General features: G+C 37.2%; 22 protein-coding genes. 16 read left to right on the top strand and 6 right to left on the bottom strand.

The features are described from left to right. Window positions 1-24 precede the first annotated feature (24 nt). Together agaC and agaD are read left to right on the top strand one after the other, a co-directional pair. On the top strand, window positions 25-825 hold the full coding sequence (gene agaC / locus DYE60_RS09470) for a PTS galactosamine transporter subunit IIC (RefSeq protein ID WP_218563627.1): 801 nt from the start codon (window positions 25-27) through the stop codon (window positions 823-825). Continuing rightward, the gene (gene agaD / locus DYE60_RS09465) at window positions 815-1,609 is read left to right on the top strand and encodes a PTS galactosamine transporter subunit IID (RefSeq protein ID WP_115316339.1); all 795 of its coding nucleotides are present in this window, start codon (window positions 815-817) and stop codon (window positions 1,607-1,609) included. Before agaC ends, agaD begins: the two co-directional genes overlap by 11 nt. Window positions 1,610-1,789: 180 nt before the next feature. Here the strand turns inward: agaD and DYE60_RS09460 are convergent, their stop codons facing one another. Next, complete coding sequence (locus DYE60_RS09460) at window positions 1,790-2,788, bottom strand: LacI family DNA-binding transcriptional regulator (protein WP_115316338.1); 999 nt, start codon at window positions 2,786-2,788, stop codon at window positions 1,790-1,792. 231 nt (window positions 2,789-3,019) lie between these two features. Here DYE60_RS09460 and DYE60_RS09455 point away from each other — a divergent pair, with 231 nt between their 5' ends. The 6 genes from DYE60_RS09455 to DYE60_RS09430 all read left to right on the top strand — a co-directional run bounded on the left by DYE60_RS09455 (window position 3,020) and on the right by DYE60_RS09430 (window position 9,491). Then, on the top strand, window positions 3,020-4,288 hold the full coding sequence (locus tag DYE60_RS09455) for an MFS transporter (protein WP_115316337.1): 1,269 nt from the start codon (window positions 3,020-3,022) through the stop codon (window positions 4,286-4,288). A 29-nt stretch (window positions 4,289-4,317) separates the two neighbouring features. After that, window positions 4,318-7,341, top strand: a complete 3,024-nt coding sequence (locus tag DYE60_RS09450) for a glycoside hydrolase family 2 TIM barrel-domain containing protein (RefSeq protein ID WP_115316336.1) — start codon at window positions 4,318-4,320, stop codon at window positions 7,339-7,341. A 121-nt stretch (window positions 7,342-7,462) separates the two neighbouring features. Next, window positions 7,463-7,801, top strand: coding sequence for a nitrogen regulatory protein P-II (gene glnB / locus DYE60_RS09445; protein ID WP_115316335.1), 339 nt, complete (start codon window positions 7,463-7,465; stop codon window positions 7,799-7,801). 8 nt (window positions 7,802-7,809) lie between these two features. Beyond that, the gene (gene lspA / locus DYE60_RS09440) at window positions 7,810-8,301 is read left to right on the top strand and encodes a signal peptidase II (protein WP_115316460.1); all 492 of its coding nucleotides are present in this window, start codon (window positions 7,810-7,812) and stop codon (window positions 8,299-8,301) included. After that, the gene (gene ispH, locus DYE60_RS09435) at window positions 8,302-9,246 is read left to right on the top strand and encodes a 4-hydroxy-3-methylbut-2-enyl diphosphate reductase (protein WP_115316334.1); all 945 of its coding nucleotides are present in this window, start codon (window positions 8,302-8,304) and stop codon (window positions 9,244-9,246) included. It abuts the gene before it with no gap. After that, on the top strand, window positions 9,243-9,491 hold the full coding sequence (locus tag DYE60_RS09430; protein WP_115316333.1) for an FAD assembly factor SdhE: 249 nt from the start codon (window positions 9,243-9,245) through the stop codon (window positions 9,489-9,491). Before ispH ends, DYE60_RS09430 begins: the two co-directional genes overlap by 4 nt. A gap of 67 nt (window positions 9,492-9,558) precedes the next feature. Here DYE60_RS09430 and DYE60_RS10390 read toward each other — a convergent pair whose 3' ends face one another. From DYE60_RS10390 to DYE60_RS09410, 5 genes are all read right to left on the bottom strand, one after another. Further along, entirely contained in the window at window positions 9,559-9,684 is a 126-nt protein-coding gene (locus tag DYE60_RS10390; protein ID WP_279525355.1) for a hypothetical protein, read from the bottom strand. Window positions 9,685-9,774: 90 nt separating this feature from the next. Further along, window positions 9,775-10,992, bottom strand: a complete 1,218-nt coding sequence (locus DYE60_RS09425) for a DEAD/DEAH box helicase (protein ID WP_115316332.1) — start codon at window positions 10,990-10,992, stop codon at window positions 9,775-9,777. A 157-nt stretch (window positions 10,993-11,149) separates the two neighbouring features. Then, entirely contained in the window at window positions 11,150-11,779 is a 630-nt protein-coding gene (gene bamJ, locus DYE60_RS09420) for a BamJ family beta-barrel-assembly machinery protein (RefSeq protein ID WP_115316331.1), read from the bottom strand. 477 nt (window positions 11,780-12,256) lie between these two features. After that, on the bottom strand, window positions 12,257-12,691 hold the full coding sequence (gene dtd / locus DYE60_RS09415; RefSeq protein WP_115316330.1) for a D-aminoacyl-tRNA deacylase: 435 nt from the start codon (window positions 12,689-12,691) through the stop codon (window positions 12,257-12,259). Then, window positions 12,688-13,533, bottom strand: coding sequence for a virulence factor BrkB family protein (locus DYE60_RS09410; RefSeq protein WP_115316329.1), 846 nt, complete (start codon window positions 13,531-13,533; stop codon window positions 12,688-12,690). The genes dtd and DYE60_RS09410 overlap by 4 nt, the downstream gene beginning before the upstream one ends. A gap of 173 nt (window positions 13,534-13,706) precedes the next feature. On the opposite strand from DYE60_RS09410, the gene glyQ reads away from it, so the two are divergent. The 8 genes from glyQ to folE all read left to right on the top strand — a co-directional run bounded on the left by glyQ (window position 13,707) and on the right by folE (window position 22,123). After that, entirely contained in the window at window positions 13,707-14,624 is a 918-nt protein-coding gene (gene glyQ / locus DYE60_RS09405) for a glycine--tRNA ligase subunit alpha (RefSeq protein ID WP_115316328.1), read from the top strand. A 12-nt stretch (window positions 14,625-14,636) separates the two neighbouring features. Next, entirely contained in the window at window positions 14,637-15,779 is a 1,143-nt protein-coding gene (locus DYE60_RS09400) for an FRG domain-containing protein (protein WP_172460399.1), read from the top strand. After that, window positions 15,772-16,035, top strand: a complete 264-nt coding sequence (locus tag DYE60_RS09395) for a hypothetical protein (protein WP_115316326.1) — start codon at window positions 15,772-15,774, stop codon at window positions 16,033-16,035. The genes DYE60_RS09400 and DYE60_RS09395 overlap by 8 nt, the downstream gene beginning before the upstream one ends. A gap of 33 nt (window positions 16,036-16,068) precedes the next feature. Next, a complete protein-coding gene (locus tag DYE60_RS09390; RefSeq protein ID WP_115316325.1) occupies window positions 16,069-17,082 on the top strand; it encodes a PDDEXK nuclease domain-containing protein in 1,014 nt (337 codons plus the stop codon). 57 nt (window positions 17,083-17,139) lie between these two features. Next, a complete protein-coding gene (gene glyS / locus DYE60_RS09385) occupies window positions 17,140-19,206 on the top strand; it encodes a glycine--tRNA ligase subunit beta (RefSeq protein ID WP_115316324.1) in 2,067 nt (688 codons plus the stop codon). Window positions 19,207-19,287: 81 nt separating this feature from the next. Continuing rightward, window positions 19,288-20,499, top strand: coding sequence for a 2-octaprenyl-6-methoxyphenyl hydroxylase (gene ubiH, locus DYE60_RS09380; protein WP_115316323.1), 1,212 nt, complete (start codon window positions 19,288-19,290; stop codon window positions 20,497-20,499). Window positions 20,500-20,714: 215 nt separating this feature from the next. Continuing rightward, window positions 20,715-21,275, top strand: coding sequence for a VUT family protein (locus DYE60_RS09375; protein ID WP_218563626.1), 561 nt, complete (start codon window positions 20,715-20,717; stop codon window positions 21,273-21,275). A 191-nt stretch (window positions 21,276-21,466) separates the two neighbouring features. Continuing rightward, window positions 21,467-22,123, top strand: coding sequence for a GTP cyclohydrolase I FolE (gene folE, locus DYE60_RS09370; protein ID WP_115316322.1), 657 nt, complete (start codon window positions 21,467-21,469; stop codon window positions 22,121-22,123). Window positions 22,124-22,128: the final 5 nt, after the last annotated feature.

Below are 22,128 nucleotides of genomic sequence, written 5' to 3'. Positions count from 1 at the left end.
ACTCATTTAGCAAAGGAGAAAATTATGGAAATTACTTTATTACAAGGGATTGGGATTGCCATATTGGCTCTCATTGTTGGGATCGATTTTTGGTTTGAGGCACTTTTTATTTTTAGACCGATTATCGTGGCAACCTTAACAGGGGCAATTCTTGGCGATTTACAAACAGGTTTAATGGTCGGTGGTTTAACAGAGCTTGCTTTCGCAGGTTTAACACCCGCAGGGGGCGTGCAACCGCCAAATCCGATTTTAGCAGGGGTAATGGGAACGGTTCTCGCCTATACCACAAGTTCAACCCCACAAGCCGCAATGGCTTTAGCCTTACCATTTAGCTTTTTAATGCAATATATCATTCTATTCTGCTACTCCGCTTTCACCGTCTTTATGGTTAAAGCTGATGAAGCCGCTGAAAATGCCGATGTACAAAGTATTGCAAAAATCAACATTACCACAACAGCAATCATTGGTTGCTTGTATGCAATTATCGTTTTCTTATGTGCTTATATTGCACAAGAACCGATGAAAGCCTTAGTAAATGGCTTACCTGCGTGGCTAACTCACGGTTTTGAAGTAACAGGGGGAATTTTACCAGCGGTTGGTTTTGGTATGTTATTGAAAGTATTGCTTAAACTTGAATATGTACCTTATCTCATTATTGGTTTTGTAATGGCAAGTTTCTTGACTTTCTCTAACTTATTGCCAGTAGCTGCTGTTGGTGTGGCACTTGCAATGTTAATGTACAACATTGGTAAAGAACGTAGCCAAATTTTATCAACCCTTAGTAAAGTAACCCAAAAAGTAGAGGATGAAGAAGATGGAATCTAATAAAGTGATCACAAAATCAGATATTACCAAACTTGCCATTCGTTCATCATTTTTACAAGCAAGTTTCAACTACGAAAGAATGCAATCTTGTGGTTTTCTCTATTCTCAATTACCGCTATTGAAAAAAATCCACAAAGATAAAAAAGATCTTTCTGATGCAATGAATGACAATTTGGAATTTATCAACACCCACCCAAATCTTGTCGGCTTTTTAATGGGATTACTGGTTTCATTAGAAGAGGCAAAAGAAAAACGAGCCACAATAAAAGGGCTTAAACTTGCCTTATTCGCCCCCTTAGCAGGGATTGGTGACGCAATATTCTGGTTTACCTTATTACCGATTATGGCAGGGGTTTGTGCCTCTTTGGCAATGTCGGGTAGCATTCTTGGACCAATTTTATTCTTTGCGGTTTACCTTGCGATTTGGCTGTTACGCATTCCTTTAACGCATCTTGGGTACAATTTAGGGATAAATGCTGTAGAACGCATTAAGAAAGAGTCCGACATTATCGCAAAAGGGGCAACGATTTTAGGGGTAACCGTTATCGGTGGCTTAATTGCCTCTTATGTTCACATTAACGTGATCAGTGAAATCGTGGTGAATGCTCAAAAAACCGTTTCTGTTCAAGCAGACTTTTTTGATAAAATTTTCCCAAATATTTTAGGATTAGGCTACGTGTTGGTGATGTATTATTTACTAACTAAAAAACGTTTTAACCCTATTATGCTGATTGCAATCACCTTTGGGCTTTCTATTTTATTGTCGTTCTTAGGCATTTTATAGAGAGCTATTTTATAATTAAGTTAAAGTAAGTGAGTAATCAACTTTCTGAAAATAAAATCCGATTTATAGGTTAACGCCCATAAATCGGATTTTTTAATTTCTAAAAATACACCGTTATGATTAACTACAAGCGGTCATATTTTATGAAAAATTTGCAAAAAATGACCATTAAAATCAAATTTAACAAGACTCTCCCGCAATCAACGGACAGTCGATCAAGGTGTCTTCTTTAGTTACTCTTCCTTCGATAAAATGCAGGGCTGCCTGTTTTCCCATTTCATAGTGGGGAAGTTGAACCGTTGTTAATGCAGGTTGAAATAAGTGTGTGACGCCGACCATATTATCGTAACCAACCACAGCAACATCTTCTGGAATACGGAACCCTCTGCCCAATAAGAGTTGATAAACCAAAAATGCAATACGGTCATTGCCACACACTATGATATCAAAATCGAGTTTTTCAGGATTACTCGCAAGCAATCTTTCCAGAGGCTTTGCCCCATTTTCATAAGTATGAGGCGTGCCAATCATAAAATGTTGTTCAGGTGTTTGCGGATTTGCTTGATTAAACCACGCTTTTTCAAAGCCATTTTTACGCTCTTTGGCAGCGATTGCCATTTCTGGAATATACATACACAGCGGTTTTTTATAGCCTTTTTTAACCAATAGCTCGGTTAAATCAAATTGTCCTTGGAAATCATTCGGAATATAGCTGGCAACATCAATGTCATTGGTCACACAGTTTGATAATACGATAGGAATATTACGCAATTTCTGTGGAATTTTAACCTCTTTTAACCCATTTCTTGCCACAATAATGCCAGCGGGGCGATAAGATAACAAACGTTCAGCCGCCTGCTCCATCTCTTGCTCATCGTCTTCAAAGGTATTGATCACAAAAGAGTGCCAGCCGTGTTGTCTTACTGTTTTTTCAATCGCAAGAATAATCTCAACGGAGAAAGGTGTGGTTGCCGTCCCCAAAGATAAAATGCCAATGGTTTTTCCCGTTGAACCACGAATGTTCTTCGCTGAAAAATTAGGAACATAATTCAGCTCATCGATAGCTTTTTTTACGTGATTATAGGTTTTTTCTGATAGTTTTTCGGGGTGATTTAATGCTCTGGATACCGTCATTAAAGAGACCCCCGCCAATTCTGCGACTTGTTTTAATGATGCCATTTTAATTATCCTTTTTAATTTTTTGCTTATTTTAACGCCTAAAAAGTATTTTGTATAAATGTTTTGTTAACGTTAACCTTAAAAATGAGATCTAGATCACAAAACCAAAATGATAACCTTAACATTTGTGATACAGATCACGTTTTTAAATATTCATAGCTTGATAACTTAATTGATAACGTTAACAATTAGCCAAAAATTAAACTAATATTCTCAAATAAGGAGTTTTCTATGTCAGAAACTACATCATCTTACGATAGCAATTATTACTATCTTTCAAACAGAAATTATTGGGTATCTGGAGCGTATTTCTTCACTTACTTCTTCATTATGGCAACCTGTTTCCCTTTCTTGGGAATTTGGTTAGGAGACATTAACGGCTTATCAGGGGAAGATATCGGCTTAGTATTCTCTTTAATGTCATTCTCGGCAATCTGTTTTCAACCTATTTTTGGTTATTTAACCGATAAACTCGGCATTAAAAAACATATGTTATGGGTGCTTGCCCTCACCTTGCTTTTCTATGCACCGTTCTTTATCTATGTTTTTGCACCGCTTTTAAAAGTAAATGTCTTTTTAGGGGCATTATCAGGTGGGGCTTATATGGGCTTTGTGTTTAAAAGTGGTGCACCTGCGTCCGAAGCCTATATTGAACGAATCAGCCGTTTAAGTCGTTTTGAGTATGGACGTGCGAGAATGTTCGGTATGTTTGGCTGGGGAATTTGTGCCTCTTTGGCGGGTAACTTATACAGCACCAATCCAAATTCCGTATTCTGGCTAGGCTCTATCGCGGCGGTAGTATTATTAGTGCTGGTGGCAATGATGAAACCGTCAAATAATTCAACCTCTGCGGTCATCAATAAATTAGGTGAAAATAAAAATCCAGTGAGCTTAAAACAAGCCTTTGCATTGTTAAAACGTCCTCAATTCTGGGCATTGATTGCTTATGTTGTCGGTGTTGCTTGTACCTACGATATTTTTGACCAACAATTTGGTAATTTCTTTAATACTTTCTTTGAATCAAAAGAAAAAGGGATTGAAATGTTTGGTTACGTCACAACGCTTGGGGAAACATTAAACGCCATTATTATGTTCTTCGTGCCTGTAATTATTAACCGCTTTATCGGTGCAAAAAATGCGTTATTGATTGCGGGGGTAATTATGAGTATTCGTATCACAGGCTCTTCTTATGCAACGGAAGCGTGGCACGTCGTGGTATTAAAAACCTTACATATGTTTGAAGTACCCTTCTATTTAGTGGGCTTATTCAAATATATTTCGAATGTGTTTGAAGTGCATTTTTCAGCAACCGTGTACTTAGTGGCTTGTCAGTTTATCAAAGAAGTGGTCAGTATGGTGGAATCACCAATCGTGGGTAAATTATACGATATGCACGGCTACCAAGACACCTATTTCATTCTCGGTTGTATTGCCTTTGGGTTCACCATTTTCTCGCTGTTTGCATTAACAGGAAAAAAATTAACCACAGAGCAAGTATAATAGCAATTAACCCATAAGGAATTATTATTATGTTACCAACAAATTATTTTCAAGATCCTGAAATCATACACGTGAACACCACGCCACATCACGCTTATTTTATTCCTTTTGAAAATGAGCAGAAATGTGCAAAAAGTGAAAGAAATACATCCGCTTATGTCACCTTATTAAGCCAATGTAACTGGGGATTTAGCTATTTTGAAAGCTATCAAGATTTGCCTGAAAACTTTTTACAGCAATCTGCACAGGCAAACATTCCTGTGCCGTCAAACTGGCAAAATCACGGTTACGATCAACATCAATACACCAATATCAATTACCCATTCCCGTTTGATCCGCCTTATGTACCAACGCAAAATCCTTGTGGATTATATCAACGTGAATTTGATCTCAACCTCAAATCGGATAAGCGTTATTTGATCAACTTTGAAGGGGTCGATAGCTGTTTCTTCTTATACATCAATCAAAAAGTTGTCGGATACAGCCAAGTTAGCCACGCTACAAGTGAATTTGACATTAGTGACCTGCTACAAGACGGCACAAACCATATCGCCGTTTTAGTCCTAAAATGGTGTGACGGAAGTTATTTAGAAGATCAGGATAAATTCAGAATGTCGGGGATCTTCCGTGATGTTTACCTCTTAGAGCGTGAACAAAATTACTTACAAGATCTTTTTATCAAAACGCAGTTATCAGAGGATCTTCGTTCGGCAACGTTAACAGTTGACACCCTTTTTTCCGAACACTCACAGCCAATCGATTTACAGCTTTTCAATCCACAAGGTGAGCTAATTCTCGAACAGCAAGCGGTCTATTTATTAGAAGAATTTGCAAATTTTCAGATTGCTGATGTACAGCTCTGGAATACAGAAAATCCTGCGTTATACAGCCTAAGATTGCACTATGCGAACGAATGGATTGAGCAAAAAATCGGATTTAGAAAAATTGCCGTTGAAAATGGCGTGCTGTTATTCAACAACCAACCGATTAAATTCAAAGGGGTTAACCGCCACGACAGCGATCCAAAAACAGGTTATAGCATTAGTTATGAACAAGCGATCAAAGATCTTACTTTGATGAAACAACATAACATCAATGCGATCCGCACTGCTCACTACCCTAACGCCCCTTGGTTTACCGAGCTTTGTGATAAATACGGATTTTATGTGATCAGTGAGAGCGACATTGAAAGTCACGGACCTGTCATGTTGCCTGTGCCACAGCCAGAAAATAGCATTTTCTTAAATGTATCAAATGAAAACTGGGATAAACAAATTGAGCAAGATACGATCGATAATTTCTGCTATTTTGCAAGGGATCCAAACTTTAAAGCAGCCATTTTAGATCGTACTTTTGCCAATATTGAACGAGATAAAAACCGCACCTCGATCCTCGTTTGGTCGCTTGGGAATGAAAGCGGTTATGGTGAAAATTTTGAAGAGGCAGCAAAATGGGTAAAAGATCGTGATCCTGAACGCCTCGTACATTATGAAAGCTCAATCTACCAACATTCACAGCATAAAAATGATCTCACAAATTTAGATTTTTACAGTGAAATGTACAGCGACACCGACGTGGTCGAAGAGTATTGCTCAAAACCACAAAGCAAACCATTTTTAATCTGTGAATACAGCCACGCAATGGGCAATTCCAACGGTGATCTTGAAGACTACTGGCAAACCTTCCAAAAATATGACACAGCTTGCGGTGGCTTTATTTGGGAATGGTGCGATCACGCTAACCAGCTACCCAATGATCCACAAAAATTAGGTTATGGTGGCGATTTCAAAGAAACAATGCACGATGGCAATTTCTGTGTGGACGGATTAGTCTCGCCAACACGCGTGCCACACAGCAATCTGCTTGAACTGAAAAACGTCAATCGTCCTGTGCGAGCCTGTTTAAAAGACGGCAAAATTGAATTTACCAACTATTTTGACTTTACCAATCTTTCTGAAATCACCATTAAATATTGCCTGTCAGAAAATGGTTATGCGATTAAACACGGCGAGATTCAAGTGGATTGCGAGCCTCATCAATCCACTTCTGTACCTTTCGTGTTACCAAAACGCAATGGCAATGTGTGGTTGTTAGACATTACTTATTTTGCAAAAAATGCCACAGAATTGACCGCTTGCGATCACGAATTAGGCTTCGATCAAATCACTCTTTTTGATGATGTGATGGTCACGCCAATTTTCAACAAAGCTCAGCCAAGCAATTTTATGATTGAGGAAACGTCGCAAAAGTTAATCGTAAAAAATGAAAAACTTTATTGTGAATTTGATAAAAATAAAGGGATTTTGGCTCAGTTACAACATCGAGGTAAAGCCATTATCGAACAACCGCTCAATTTCAATGTATGGCGAGCCCCAACGGATAACGATCGCCTTGTCCGAGAGCTATGGCAAAACGCAGGCTATCACAATGCCGACAGCCGAGCTTACCAAATGTCAGTTGAGCAATTTAACAATAAAGTCGTGGTTTTTGCGGACTGTGCAATGGTCGCCACCGCACGAGAAAGAATTATCACCTTCAACGTACAATATCATATCCACGCCAACAACATTGAAATTATCGTACTTGCCGAACGCAAACCGCACTTACCTTTTTTACCGCGTTTTGGACTCGCATTTAGCTTAAACAAACAAGCTGAAAAAGTGGAATATTTTGGTTACGGCGAAGGTGAAAGTTATATTGATAAACATCATTCAAGCAAGCTCGGACGCTATGTGACCACCGCCACACAAAATCACACGGATTATTTTAAACCGCAAGAAAATGGTAGCCACTATGGTTGTCATTATGTGAAAACCGATAATCTTTTGATTACCGCAAATCAACCGTTTAGCTTTAACTACTCGCCTTATTCCCTTGAAGAATTGACGAACAAAGCCCACAACTACGATTTGCAAGCATCGCCATTTAATCATTTATATATTGATTACAAAATGAGTGGCATTGGCTCCAATTCCTGCGGACCAAATTTGAAAGACAAATATCGCTTAAATGAAACCGAATTTGACTGGGCGGTTAAATTAGATTTTATTTAGAGAATGGATAAAAATATAGCGGTAAGATTTTGATCACTTTTTACAATTTGTAAATTTTTATCAAAATCTTACCGCTTATGTATTATAATCCCCCCTACATATCAACTCATTCATATCAAAAATGAAAAAAATCGAAGCAATAATCAAACCGTTTAAACTTGATGATGTGCGTGAATCATTGTCAGATATTGGTATTACAGGAATGACCGTTACCGAAGTGAAAGGCTTTGGGCGTCAAAAAGGGCATACGGAATTATATCGTGGGGCAGAATATGCGATTGATTTTATGCCCAAAGTCAAACTTGAAATCGTGGTAAGTGATGATTTGGTGGATAACTGCGTGGAAGCTATTATTGAAACAGCACAAACCGGCAAAATTGGAGACGGCAAAATTTTTATCTCTGATATCGAAAGAGTGATCCGAATTCGCACCGGCGAAGAAAATGAAGAGGCAATTTAGTGAATAAAATAACAGAAAAATCAGGGATTTATTGGCTTTGGCTAAGCGTCGTGGTGTTTGGGGTAGATTTATTTACCAAATATTTAGTGGTAAAGAGTTTTGCCCTATATGAAAGTATCAGTATTTTACCGATTTTTAACTTAACTTATGTTCGCAATATGGGCGCAGCATTTAGCTTTTTAGCGGATCATTCAGGTTGGCAAAAATACTTTTTTATTAGCTTAGCGGTAATTATTTCTACGGTGTTAATCGTATTATTAAGCAAAAATCGTTATTCACAAAAACTTTCAAATAGTGCTTATGCATTGATTATTGGTGGGGCATTAGCAAATGGCGTTGATCGTTTATATAACGGCTATGTAATTGATTTTTTAGATTTTTATTGGGATATCTATCATTATCCTGTTTTTAATATTGCCGATATTGGCATTGTTGTGGGTGCTGGCTTACTGATCTTAGAAAGTTTCTTAGACGGCAAAAAGAAGAAAAAGAGTGATTAAATGAAAATATTATTAGCCAATCCGAGAGGATTCTGTGCTGGGGTAGATCGTGCGATTTCTATTGTAGAATTAGCCTTAGAAATTCACGGTGCACCAATTTATGTGCGACACGAGGTGGTGCATAATCGCTTTGTGGTAGAAGGATTAAAGCAAAAAGGGGCAATTTTTGTTGAAGAACTTGATGATGTGCCTGATGATGCGATCGTCATTTTCTCAGCACACGGCGTGTCTCAAGCCGTACGCAACGAAGCAAAAAATCGTAATCTAAAAGTGTTTGATGCAACCTGTCCTCTGGTAACCAAAGTGCATATGCAGGTGGCTCGTGCGAGCCGAAAAGGTACAAAAGCCATTTTAATCGGACACGAAGGACACCCTGAAGTTGAAGGTACGATGGGGCAATATGATAACCAAAATGGTGGCATTTATTTAGTTGAATCAGTGGAAGATGTTGCAAAATTAGCACTTAATCAAGATGATGAGCTTGCTTTTATGACGCAAACGACCTTATCCATTGATGACACCATTGATGTGATTGAAGAGCTAAAACAGAAATACCCCGCCATTCAAGGGCCTCGTAAAAATGATATTTGTTATGCGACAACCAACCGCCAACAAGCGGTTCGAGATTTAGCAAAACAATCGCAATTAGTATTAGTGGTTGGCTCTAAAAATTCATCAAATTCCAACCGTTTAGCTGAATTAGCATCACGAATGGGAACATCTGCCAAATTGATCGATGGTGCGGAAGATATCGATCCCAAATGGCTTGAAAATGTAAAAACTATCGGTATCACAGCAGGTGCCTCAGCCCCTGAAATACTCGTGCAATCCGTTGTTTCACATTTAAAAACACTGGGCGTGGATACAATCCAAGAATTAGATGGCTGTGAAGAAAACACCATTTTTGAAGTACCAAAAGAGCTTAGAATAAAAGAGGTAAAATAATGAATTTTAATCGTTTTAGAATTGAGTGGGAATGTCGTCGAGGTATGCGAGAATTAGACGAAATGATAATGCCATTTTATAAGAATCATTTTGATAATTTATCCGAAGCACAGCAAACGACCTTTGTTGAAATGCTAAAATTTACCGATCCAGAGCTTTTTCGTTGGTTAATGAATCAAGAAAAAGCACCGCAACCAGAAATGCAACAACTGGTTGAACTGATCCAAAAAAGTTTAGAAGTGTAATCGACAGATTTACATCTAAAACAAAACATCATTTTCATTTTGATGAAATGAAAATGATGTTAATTTATTATTTCTCACATTGCTGTGTTACTTGATTATAACGTCCACCACTATCCAAACACGCATCTTTTTTATCACAAGCTGTTAGAATAAATGTGGCTGATACCATCAATAAAAAGATTATTTTTTTCATGTTTACATCCTTATTAAACTAGTCGCTGAAAGCCAAATATAGCACAAAATAATCACGCTCTTCAATAATCAGCCAAGTTTAAGTTTGACTTTATTTATCTTGATTTTTTATCTTTTTCTTCTTTGGTCGTTTACGAATAGGACGAGTATCTAACACCGTAATAGGTAATTTATTTTGAGGCTCAAAACCTTCAACGATTTCTCGTGGTAATACTTGCTGAATTAAACGCTCAATCCCTTTCAAGTCATCTAATTCATCGGCACACACTAATGAAATTGCCTGACCTGATGAACCAGCACGTCCTGTACGTCCGATACGATGTACATAATCTTCGGCAACGTTTGGTAAATCAAAGTTGATAACGTGAGGTAATAAATCAATATCAATGCCTCGTGCTGCAATATCAGTTGCAACTAATACTTGAATATCGCCTGCTTTAAACTCTGCTAAGGCACGAGTTCTTGCTCCCTGACTTTTACTGCCGTGAATCGCAGAAGCTGGAATTTTTGCTTTTTCAAGGAATTTGGTTAATCGGTTTGCACCGTGTTTAGTACGGCTAAATACTAATACTTGTTGCCAGTTATTGTCTTGAATTAATTTGATTAAAAGTGCTGTTTTTTTCGATTTATCAACAGGATAAATCACTTGGCTAACACGTTCTGCGGTGCTGTTTTCAGGGGTGACTGAAATTTCCACAGGATTATGAATTAGCCCTTTCGCAAGGTTGCGAATATCCTCTGAAAAGGTTGCTGAAAATAATAAATTTTGGCGTTTTTTTGGTAATAAACGAATGATTTTTTTGATATCGTGGATAAAGCCCATATCCAACATACGATCCGCTTCATCTAGAACCAAGACTTCTAATTGGTCAAAATGAATCGCATTTTGTTGGTGTAAATCCAGTAATCGTCCTGGTGTTGCCACTAAAATATCCGCCCCACGACATAATTTTTGCATTTGTGGATTGATTTTCACGCCTCCAAAAACCACCGCCGATTTGAGATCTAAATATTGGCTATAAAGTGCCACATTCTCCGCAATTTGAGCGGCTAACTCTCGTGTTGGGGTTAAAATTAACGCTCTTGTGCGATTGGCTTTTGCTTTTTGCCCTTTGCTTAAAATCTCTAAAATGGGTAGCGTAAAGCCTGCTGTTTTCCCTGTTCCTGTTTGTGCTGCTGCCATTAAATCTTTGCCTAAAAGAATGGCTGGGACAGATTGTGCTTGAATGGGAGTTGGTGTTTCGTAACCTTGTTCGGTTACGGCTTTTAAGATTGGATCAGATAATCCAAGTTGGTTAAATTGTGTCAATTAAATTGTTCCTTAGTACGAATAGGTCTCCATAATACAGCATTTACTTGTAGATAGAAAATAAACTTACCAAATATTTAAAAATAGAAAAAACAAGCGGTAAAATTTTTATACAAATTTGCAAGAATGTAAAAAAAATATCACCGCTTATTGAGAATTATAAAACTTCTAATAATTCTACTTCGAATACTAATGTGCTAAATGGAGGGATTGATTGACCTGCACCACGCTCACCGTACGCTAACTCGTGTGGAATTACTAAACGCCATTTAGACCCTGCTGGCATCATAGTTAACGCTTCTGTCCAACCTTTGATTACGCCATTCACTGGGAATTCCGCTGGCTGACCACGTTTGATTGAGCTATCAAATTCTTGACCAGTGATTAAAGAACCTGCGTAGTGAACACGTACTTTATCTTCCGCACTTGGCACTTTACCTGTACCTTCAACAAGCACTTCATATTGTAAGCCACTTTCAGTTACTTTCACGCCATTCGCTTTTTTGTTTTCTTCTAAGAACGCTTTGCCTTCTTTTTCAAATTCAGCAAACATCGCTTTTTGTGCGTCTTCTGCACGTTGTTGTAATTCTTGTAATGCAGCTGTAATTTCATTGAAATCAACCGCTGGTTGGTTTTGGTTTAACACGTCATAGATACCACGCATAACCGTGTTAGGCTCAACTTCTAAGCCACTTCCTAAAAGCTGCTGACCGATTTGTAAACCGATACCGTAACCACCTTTCTCTTCGGTTGTTTCTAATTTTACTGAATCAAAATTTAAAGACATAATTGTTTTCCTTTCTTGCTTTATAAATGAATTGTATAGTCTGCGAAAAAATAATTCACACAATGTGAAGCATTCAACGTTCGATTTTTATCACTTCGTTTACTACTGTTGTTATGAATTATTTTTCTGTGACTGCATATAAATGGGGCATATTTTAAAAAAAACAAGACAAGCGGTGGAATTTGATCGAAAATTTGTAAAAATGTTCTAAATTTGACCGCTTATACAAAACGAGCAAACACCTATTTATCCTTTATTCCATTATAGTAGCAGAGGCTGATTAGAAAACTTGTTTGCGTATATCCGCCTATTGCTCGATATAAAACTTTTTAAATATGATAAAAGATAGCGATAATATTTTCCTTAAAATTTACACATTTATCATAAATAAAATGGGGATATTACGGGAGGATATTCCATTCGCTTTGCTCATTCAATCCTCCCCTACGGTAATTTATTGATAATTAACTAAAATTTCTAAACCTGCAACCAAAAAGTCACAGGGCCATCATTTTGTAAACTCACTTGCATATCGCCACCAAATTTTCCTGTTTGGGTATAAATGCGTGGTGTGGCTTGTTGCACAAAATAATCGTATAGTTTCTCTGCGTCGCTTGGTTTTGCCCCTTTTGAGAAACTTGGGCGTAAGCCTTTTTGAGTGTCAGCTACCAAAGTGAACTGTGAAACAATAAGTAAGTGACCATTTGCTTGCTGAACATTTAAGTTCATTTTTCCCTGTTTATCTTCAAATACTCGGTAATTTAGCACTTTATCCAACAAGCGATCCGCTTTGGCTTCATCGTCTTCTTTTTCCACGCCAAGCAATACCAATAAGCCTTTTTGAATCTCGCCCACCGTTTGATTTTCAATTTCTACTTTTGCCCATTTTACTCGCTGAATTAACGCAATCATTTTATTTCCTTATTTTCAATTGAAAGAGTACCAATATTTATTAACATCAAATCTTTAAACACCGCAGCAATTTGAGCGCCGATTAACACCACCAACCAGCTTAAATGGATCCACACAATCATTATTGGTAGCACAGCTAATGCCCCATAAATTGCCTGATAAGACGGGAATGAGGTGATATACCACACAAAAATTTGCTTACCTAAGGTAAAGAAAATTGCCGCCAATAATGCACCGATAATGGCGTGGCGGAATAATACGGTTGTGTTTGGCACAATGGTATAAACTAAGGTAAAAAGTAACCACGTAATAAAAAATGGCACAAGAGAAAGAAATGGGTGTCCAGCATTAGTTAACTCGCCTGTTCCCATAAAATTCATTGAAAGTATGTAAGTACTTACTGAAATACTCACGCCAATAAGTAATGGTCCGAGGGTTAAAATCATCCAATAAATGGCAAAAGAAATTAGCCAAGGGCGTTTTTTGGTTTTATGCCACATTGTGTTAAGGGTATTATCTATATTTGAAATTAGCAACAACGCAATAGCAATCAGTCCTATTGTTCCTACTGCACTCATTTTCTTTGAATTATTTACAAAATTATCTAGGTGTGTTTGTACAATATCGCCAACACTTGGAGCGAAGTTTTGATAAATAAAGGTTTTTAGCTCGCCAGTGACTTCATTAAAAATCGGAAAGGCAGCAAAAATAGAAAACATAACCATAATTAAAGGAACAATCGCAAGCATCGTGTTATAGGTTAAATGCCCTGCTGCCATCGAGAGTTTATTTTCCGAAAAACGAATTTTGAATATGTTAATAAATAATAGAAATTGTTGCATAGTGCCTCCTTAATCTGTGCAATTATACCCCAAGCGGTTAGATTTTTTTTATTTTTTACGGGTTTTATCAGGAGAATTTCTGTGTAAATTTGCAAAAAAATTCACAAATCTAACCGCTTAATAGGTATAATAAAAGCAATTTTCTATTCACTTTTAAGAATTAGGTACAAATAATGACAACAGCAACAACCAAATTCAATGTAAAAACATTCCAAGGTATGATTTTAGCCCTACAAGATTACTGGGCAGAGCAAGGCTGTACTATCGTACAACCATTCGATTTAGAAGTCGGTGCAGGTACATCGCACCCTATGACTTGTTTACGTGCAATCGGTCCTGAGCCAATGGCGTCGGCTTATGTGCAACCTTCACGCCGTCCAACTGACGGTCGCTACGGCGAAAACCCAAACCGTTTACAGCACTATTATCAATTCCAAGTGGTTATCAAGCCATCGCCAGATAATATCCAAGAATTATATTTAAACAGCTTAAAAATGCTCGGTTTTGACCCATTAGTACACGATATTCGTTTTGTAGAAGACAACTGGGAAAACCCAACACTAGGTGCGTGGGGCTTAGGCTGGGAAGTGTGGTTAAACGGTATGGAAGTAACCCAATTTACCTATTTCCAACAAGTAGGCGGATTAGAATGTAAACCTGTCACCGGCGAAATCACTTACGGTTTAGAGCGTTTAGCAATGTACATTCAAGGCGTGGACAGTGTTTACGACTTAGTATATTCAGATGGTCCATTAGGCAAAACCACCTACGGCGACGTATTCCACCAAAACGAAGTGGAGCAATCAACTTACAACTTTGAACACGCAAATGTTGAATTCTTATTCCACTGCTTTGAAGAGTACGAAAAAGAGGCTAAAGCGTTATTAGAACTAGAACAGCCATTACCATTGCCTGCTTATGAACGTATCCTAAAAGCAGGACATTGCTTTAACTTACTTGACGCACGTAAAGCGATTTCGGTAACGGAAAGACAGCGTTATATTTTGCGTATTCGTGCATTAACCAAAGGTGTCGCAGAGGCATATTATGCAAGCCGTGAAGCGTTAGGGTTTCCGATGTGTAAGAAGTAAAAAGGTGCAATGATGAGTAGTGAGCAATTCAGTATTTCTGATTTTTTGAATGAACTTAAAAAATATGTAAAGGAAGAAGATAAGTTAGAAAATACTTATTTTTTCCGAGGACATGCCAATTGTGAATGGATATTGGAACCCAGTATATTTAGAAATAAAGGACATATTCAAAATGAAGATAAAATTATCAATGATATGTTTACTGCTTGCCCACAAGATTTAGAAAAAGAAACATTATTATTTGATAAACTCGTAAAATTGCAACATTATGGTTGCCCTACTCGCTTATTAGATATTACCTCTAATGCTTTGGTTGCTTTATACTTTGCTTGTTCAGATGAGAAAGAAAAAGATGGTAAGGTATTTGTTTTTAAAGTACCAACAAAACAAATAAAGTACTCTGATAGTGATACAGTAGCCATAATTAGTGCCTTAAGCCTTGCTCCAAATAAATTTAGAATAGATGATAAGACTTTTAAAGAGGCTTCCAGAGATTTATTTAAAGACATACCTAAGTGTGATTTTTTTATTAGAAGATATCGCATAAAAAAAGAACGTAAAAATCAATATTTAACAAGTTCAAAAAAAATAGATTCAGAATTACAAGATTTTCTTATTTCTTATTTGGAAATCAACTTAGAGAATGATAAATTTAATTATCGTTACTTAGAATCTTTAGAAATGGCTAAATCTAGAAGGTACTTATTAAACGAAAGATTTATAGAACGTTTATTTAGGCAATTTACAAATAACTTATGCAAACAGCCACAAATGCTTTCTTTGCTGAATGATATTAGGAAAAGTAAACCTTATTTCCAACCATTTATAAATTACCAGGATTTTTATAAAGTATTATGTATAAATCCAAGTAAAACAAATGATCGTCTTATTTATCAACAAGGATCATTCTTTCTTTATGGTATGACAGAAGAAGGAAAAGAAAACCCTGCGATTCTTACTGAAGAATGGTTTAAGATCGCTGATCAAGAAATGAGTATTACAATTCCTTATAGATGTAAAGATAACTTATTGAAAGATTTAAAATATTTAGGAATTAGCCAAGAAACATTATTTCCTGAACTAGATAAACAAGCTGAAGTGATTAAAAAGAAATATGAACAACCTTCTGAGGATAAAAAGACTAAAAATGAATAAACCAACACTTTTTTATGCTGATTTATGCCCTGATACGATTCCATTTAAGCAAGAATTAGAACGCTTAAATGTTGAATATGAAGGTGTAAATATTTTTGAATCAATGGCGAATTTTAAACTCTTTTTAAAATTACGCGATAATCACTCGGCGTTCGATATGCCAAAAAGTTTAGGAAATATTGGTATTCCTGCTTTGGTGCTAGACGATGAAAAAGTAATATTAGAGCGTGAAGAATTACAAACTATTTTTGGTTAAAGCGGTTAGGTTTTAGAGAGAATTTGCAAATTTATGAATAATCTTCCAACAGAAAATAATGACTTAACTCAAAGCATTGCTCAAATTATTGAGCAAGCGAGAAAGCAAGTTAAACAAACGGTCAATTCTGCAATGGTCCAATGCTATTGGGATATTGGGCGTTTGCTTGTGGAAGATGAACAGCAAGGGCAACAGCGTGCTGAGTATGGTAAATATGTGTTACAAAATTTATCAGAGCGTTTAACTACAATGTATGGTAAAGGTTTTGATATTTCAAATTTACGTAATATGCGTCAGTTTTATCTTGCTTTTCCAATTCGTGACACACTGTGTCGCGAATTGAGTTGGTCGCATTATAGACGATTAATTCGAGTTGAAGATCCTAGTGCTAGACAATGGTATTTACAGGAAACGATTGAACAAAACTGGTCTGTTCGAGCATTAGATCGTCAAATCTCAGTACTTTATTATGAACGTTTATTAGCAAGCCAAAATAAGTCTGTTGTTGCACAAGAAGCAGAAGAAAAAACAGAAGTATTAAAAGAAACGGTACAGGATTATTTGCGTGATCCTTATATTTTAGATTTCTTAAATTTACAGGATAAAACCTATCAAGAAAGTAATGTTGAGCAAGCAATAATCAATAATTTACAGCAATTTTTACTTGAATTAGGCAAAGGGTTTGCATTTGTTGAGCGTCAAAAAAGAATTCGTTTTGGCGATGAAGATTTTTACATTGATTTAGTTTTTTATAATTTCAAACTGAAATGCTTTTTATTGATTGATCTAAAAATTGGTAAGTTAAAGCACCAAGATATCGGGCAAATGGATACTTATGTTCGTTTGTATGATGAGCAATTTAAAGGCGAAGATGATAATCCGACTATTGGTCTAGTGTTATGTAGTGAGAAAAGTGAGGCGATTGCAAAATATTCTGTACTTGCCGATAGAAAACAGATTTTTAGTGCAAAATATTTACCTTATCTACCAACAGAATTACAGTTACAGCAACAAATTGAAAAAGTGAGAGCGTTGAATAACGTTTAGAAAATTTAATATTACATTATTCACGCTCTGCGTGAACAGTCTAAAAGAGAGAACAAAATGACAACAAAAAATTTCCTTGCCGAGATTGGCACAGAAGAGTTACCACCGAAGGCACTTAAAAAATTAGGGCTGGCGTTTGCGGGCAATGTGGAACAAGAGTTAAACCAAGTGGGTTTGACTTTTGATAAAGTGGAATGGTTTGCTGCACCACGTCGTTTAGCGGTTAAAGTTTTAGGGCTTGCGTTGGTGCAACCAGATAAAAATATTGAAAAACGTGGTCCTGCTGTTAAGGCGGCGTTTGATGATCAAGGTAATCCAACCAAAGCAGCGGAAGGCTGGGCAAGAGGTTGTGGGATTACGGTTGATCAGGCGGAGCGTATCGCAACGGATAAAGGCGAGTGGTTGGTACATCGTGCGGTTATCAAAGGGCAAGAAACCAAATGCTTGTTAAATGAGATTATCAACAATGCGTTGGCAAAATTACCGATTCCAAAAGCAATGCGTTGGGGCGATAAGACCGTACAATTTATCCGTCCTGTGCATACTGTAACGATGTTGCTTGGCGATGAGTTGATCAACGGCGAAATTTTAGGTGTAAAAAGTGGTACGACTTTACGTGGACACCGTTTCTTGGGGCAACAAGAAGTTGAAATTACAAATGCGGATCAATATCCTGAAATTTTACGTGAAAAAGGATCGGTTATTGCGGATTTTGAAGAGCGTAAAGCGATCATTTTAAAAGATTCACAAGCCAAAGCCGAAGCATTAGGCGGTATCGCAGATATTGAAGAAGACTTACTTGAAGAGGTCTCATCATTAGTTGAGTTCCCTGTGGTAATGGCGGCGAAATTTGAAGAGCGTTTCTTAGAAGTACCTGCTGAGGCGTTGGTTTACACAATGAAAGGGGATCAAAAATATTTCCCTATTTATGATAAAGCGGGCAACTTATTACCAAACTTTATTTTTGTGTCGAATATCAACCCAGAAGATCCAACTTTTGTGATCGAAGGTAATGAAAAAGTGGTTCGTCCACGTTTAGCGGACGCAGAATTTTTCTTTAAATCAGATCTAAAACAGCGTTTAGAAGATAATTTACCACGTTTAGAAACCGTATTATTCCAACAACAGCTTGGTACAGTGCGTGATAAAACCACTCGTATTGAGCAACTCAGTGGCGAAATCGCAAAACAAATCGGTGCCGATGAAACCAAAGCGAAACGTGCAGGTTTATTATCAAAATGCGATTTAATGACGAATATGGTGTTTGAATTTACCGATACGCAAGGCGTAATGGGAATGCACTATGCACGTCACGATGGCGAAGATGAAGAAGTAGCGGTTGCATTAAATGAACAATATATGCCACGTTTCTCAGGCGATGAATTACCGACTTCATTAGTGGCGTGTAGCGTTGCGTTGGCGGATAAAATTGATACTTTAACGGGTATTTTTGGTATCGGTCAGTATCCAAAAGGCGACAAAGACCCATTTGCGTTGCGTCGTGCAGCATTAGGTGTGTTGCGTATTATCGTTGAGAAAAAATTACCATTAGATTTAACGGATTTAATCCAAAAATCAGCACAATTATTTGGCGATAAATTATCAAATAAAAATGTGGTCGATGAAGTGGTTGATTTTATGCTGGGGCGTTTCCGTGCGTGGTATCAAGATGAAGGCATTTCAGTTGATGTCATTCAAGCGGTATTAGCTCGTCGCCCAACAAAACCAGCAGATTTTGACGCTCGTGTGCGTGCAGTAGCTTATTTCCGTACCTTAGAAAGTGCTGAGGCTCTGGCAGCAGCGAATAAACGTGTTGCAAACATTTTAGCCAAAGCGGAAAATAGTGTCGGCGAGATCGATCTTTCACTTTGTGAAATTGACGCTGAAAAAGTATTAGCAGAAAAAATCATTGCGTTAAATTCAAGCCTTGCACCGCAATTTGCGAATGGCGAATATCAAGCGATTTTAGAACAGCTTGCAAGTTTGCGTGATGTGGTGGATACCTTCTTTGATAAAGTAATGGTAAATGCCGAAGATGAAAAACTGCGTAATAACCGTTTAGCAATTTTAGGCTCGCTACAACGCCTATTCTTAAATGTGGCGGATATTTCAGTTTTACAATAAATTGTGATGATCAAGCGGTAAGATTTAGTAAAAAATTTGCAAAATCTTACCGCTTTTTTGAATGAAAAATTGAGGTGGTATATGGCTCAGCAATTTGATGTCGTTATCGTCGGTGGTGCGATGACAGGGTCGATTTTGGCATTGGCATTGAGTAGTTTTACGGATCACAACATGCAAATTGCGATTGTGGAAAAGATCAAACCAGATTTTAAAAGTCAGGGGGGATTTGATGCGAGAAGTATTGCATTGGCACAAGGAAGTTTGCAAAAATTACAAAAAATTCAACCGCTTGGTACGACAAATTTGAGCGATGTTGTGCGTCGTATTAGCACTTCAATTCAAAAAATTCAGGTTTCAGATCAACATCATTTTGGTAAAACCACTTTAAAAGCCACCGAAATGCACTTGCCACAACTGGGCGTGGTGGTTGAGTTAGCCAAACTTGGTTTTGAACTTTCTCAACTTATTCAAAAGCACCAAAATATTCAGCTTTTCTGCCCCGACACTGTTACAAATATTGAACGAAATCAGACCACTTGTGAAATCACGTTAAGTTCAGGCATACAGTTAAAATCGGCGTTAATCGTGGCAGCAGACGGTATTCAATCACAAATCGCGAAGCAATGTGGTGTGGAAACGGTACAGTTGCGAGATTATAATCAATCGGCGATTATTGCGAATGTGGAAATTTCTCAACCCCACCAGCAACAAGCCTTTGAGCGTTTTACTTTGCAAGGTCCTTTGGCGTTATTGCCATTGTGTGAAACGGCAGAAGTCAAAAATCAGATGTCGTTAGTGTGGTGTGTTAATGATCCAAGTGAATTATTAAGCCTTTCTGACGAAGAATTTTTGGCAAAACTCCAACAAAATTTTGGTTGGAAATTAGGTAAGTTTTTGCGTGCTAGCCGTCGTTTTAGTTATCCATTGCAATCCCAAAAAGCCACTTCCCATATTCATCATCGCTTGGCGATTGTCGGCAATGCGTCCCAACTTTTACACCCTGTCGCAGGGCAAGGTTTTAATTTGGGAATGCGAGATTTATATGAATTAGCGAAATTGCTTTCAGGTGCGTTTGAGCAAGGTAAGGATTTCGGCGATTATGCTCTGTTAACTCAATTTGAAAAAAATCGTTTGGCAGATCAGAATAAAATTATTCGTTCAACAAGTGGCTTAATTTCTATTTTTTGCTGTGAATTTTTACCTGTTCAGCTTGCGAGAACCTTAGGATTGATTGGTTTAGATCATTTCAAAATAGGGCGAGAATGGGTGGCTAATCGTGCGTTGGGCTGGTAAATAAAAAGTGCCTCTCTAAAAAAACCAACCATAAACTGTGTTAATTTAGAGCAAGTTATGGTTGGTTTTCTATCTATTTTTTATAAATTCTCCAAATTATCTCAAATTTTTGCTAGAATGCCCCGCTCAGGCGTAGATACCTCTGCTTACCTGTGTGCAATCACTTAAAAATGCACAGTTCCATCAATCTGTTTTATTGTTTTGGAGAAAAAATAATGATGAATTTACCCATATGGCGAGGGCTTACCCTGTCGCACCCTATTTTCTTGGTCTTTTTATATGTTGTTAGCATTCTGCTAGCTAATATCACGTTGAATATATTTATTCCATTGCCTTTTTATGGAATGCTTTCTGTTGGAACAATTTTTTTTGCCGCTATTTTTACTCTGAGAGATAAAATTCACTTTTATGGTGGTTTAAAATTTGTTTACTGGGCAATCTTTATGGCGGTGATTGTCAATGTTATTGTCTCTTACTGGTTAGATGTACCAAGTCGCTTTATTTTTGCTTCTTTTTTATCAATTACCGTCAGTGAACTGGCTGATACAGCAATTTTCCATCGCTTTAAGCATAGAAAATTTGTTATGCGAGTGTTGAGTTCAAATGCATTAAGCGTACCATTAGACAGTGTTTTATTCACTTTTTTAGCCTTTTACGGTATTTTGCCTTTAACAGAAATTTGGCAAATTATTTATGCTGATATCGTCGTAAAATATGCGATTGCAATGCTATTTGTCACTAAATTTTGGCAATTAAAACGCTTACAACAAGCTTAATTTCTTATATTTAAAGCAAAAAATGGATTAAGGGAGTGAAATTCCATACGCAACAAGTGATGAATACACTCCTTATAATAATTCGGTTCTTAAACAAATCCCCTAGTTGCAATACTTCCCTGCTTTATCTTTAACGTTGTATTTTTAAAGCAATTTGATAGAATTCTCTACTTAACTATCAGAGGGAAACAATGAATACAACAACATTTGAAGCAGACAATGTGCGTAATGCGTTATTAGAAAAAGGCATTGAAACGCCAATGCTTACGCCGACCAAGAATAAGGAAAATCGTAAAGCTGAAATTCAGCAACATTTTCAAGCGATTATGGAATTATTAGGCATGGATTTGCGTGATGATAGTCTTGAAGAAACACCGCATCGTTTAGCTAAAATGTATGTTGATGAGATTTTTAGTGGTTTGGATTATGACACTTTTCCTAAAATCACAAAAATTAAAAATCAAATGAAAGTCAGCGAAATGGTTTTGGTTGATGAAATTACGTTTACCAGTACCTGTGAGCATCACTTTGTGACTATTGATGGCAGTGTTGCAGTCGCTTACTATCCCAAAGATTGGGTTATCGGTTTATCAAAAATCAACCGTGTTGTACAATTTTTTGCACAACGCCCACAAGTTCAAGAACGTTTTACGGAACAAGTATTAACCGCTTTTCAAACTATTTTAAACACCGATGATGTTGCTGTTTTTGTGAAAGCAACGCACTTTTGTGTGAAATGTCGTGGTGTGAAAGATACGCAGAGTAAAACTATTACCTCTGCATTTGGCGGATTATTTTTACAAGATCGTGAGACTCGTAAAGAATTTTTAACCCTTATCAAAAAATAAGCGGT

The organism is Phocoenobacter uteri (assembly GCF_900454895.1).
Lineage (GTDB): Bacteria > Pseudomonadota > Gammaproteobacteria > Enterobacterales > Pasteurellaceae > Phocoenobacter > Phocoenobacter uteri.
Note: the sequence above shows the minus strand (reverse complement) of the source record. Positions and strands in the feature narration are given on the sequence as shown.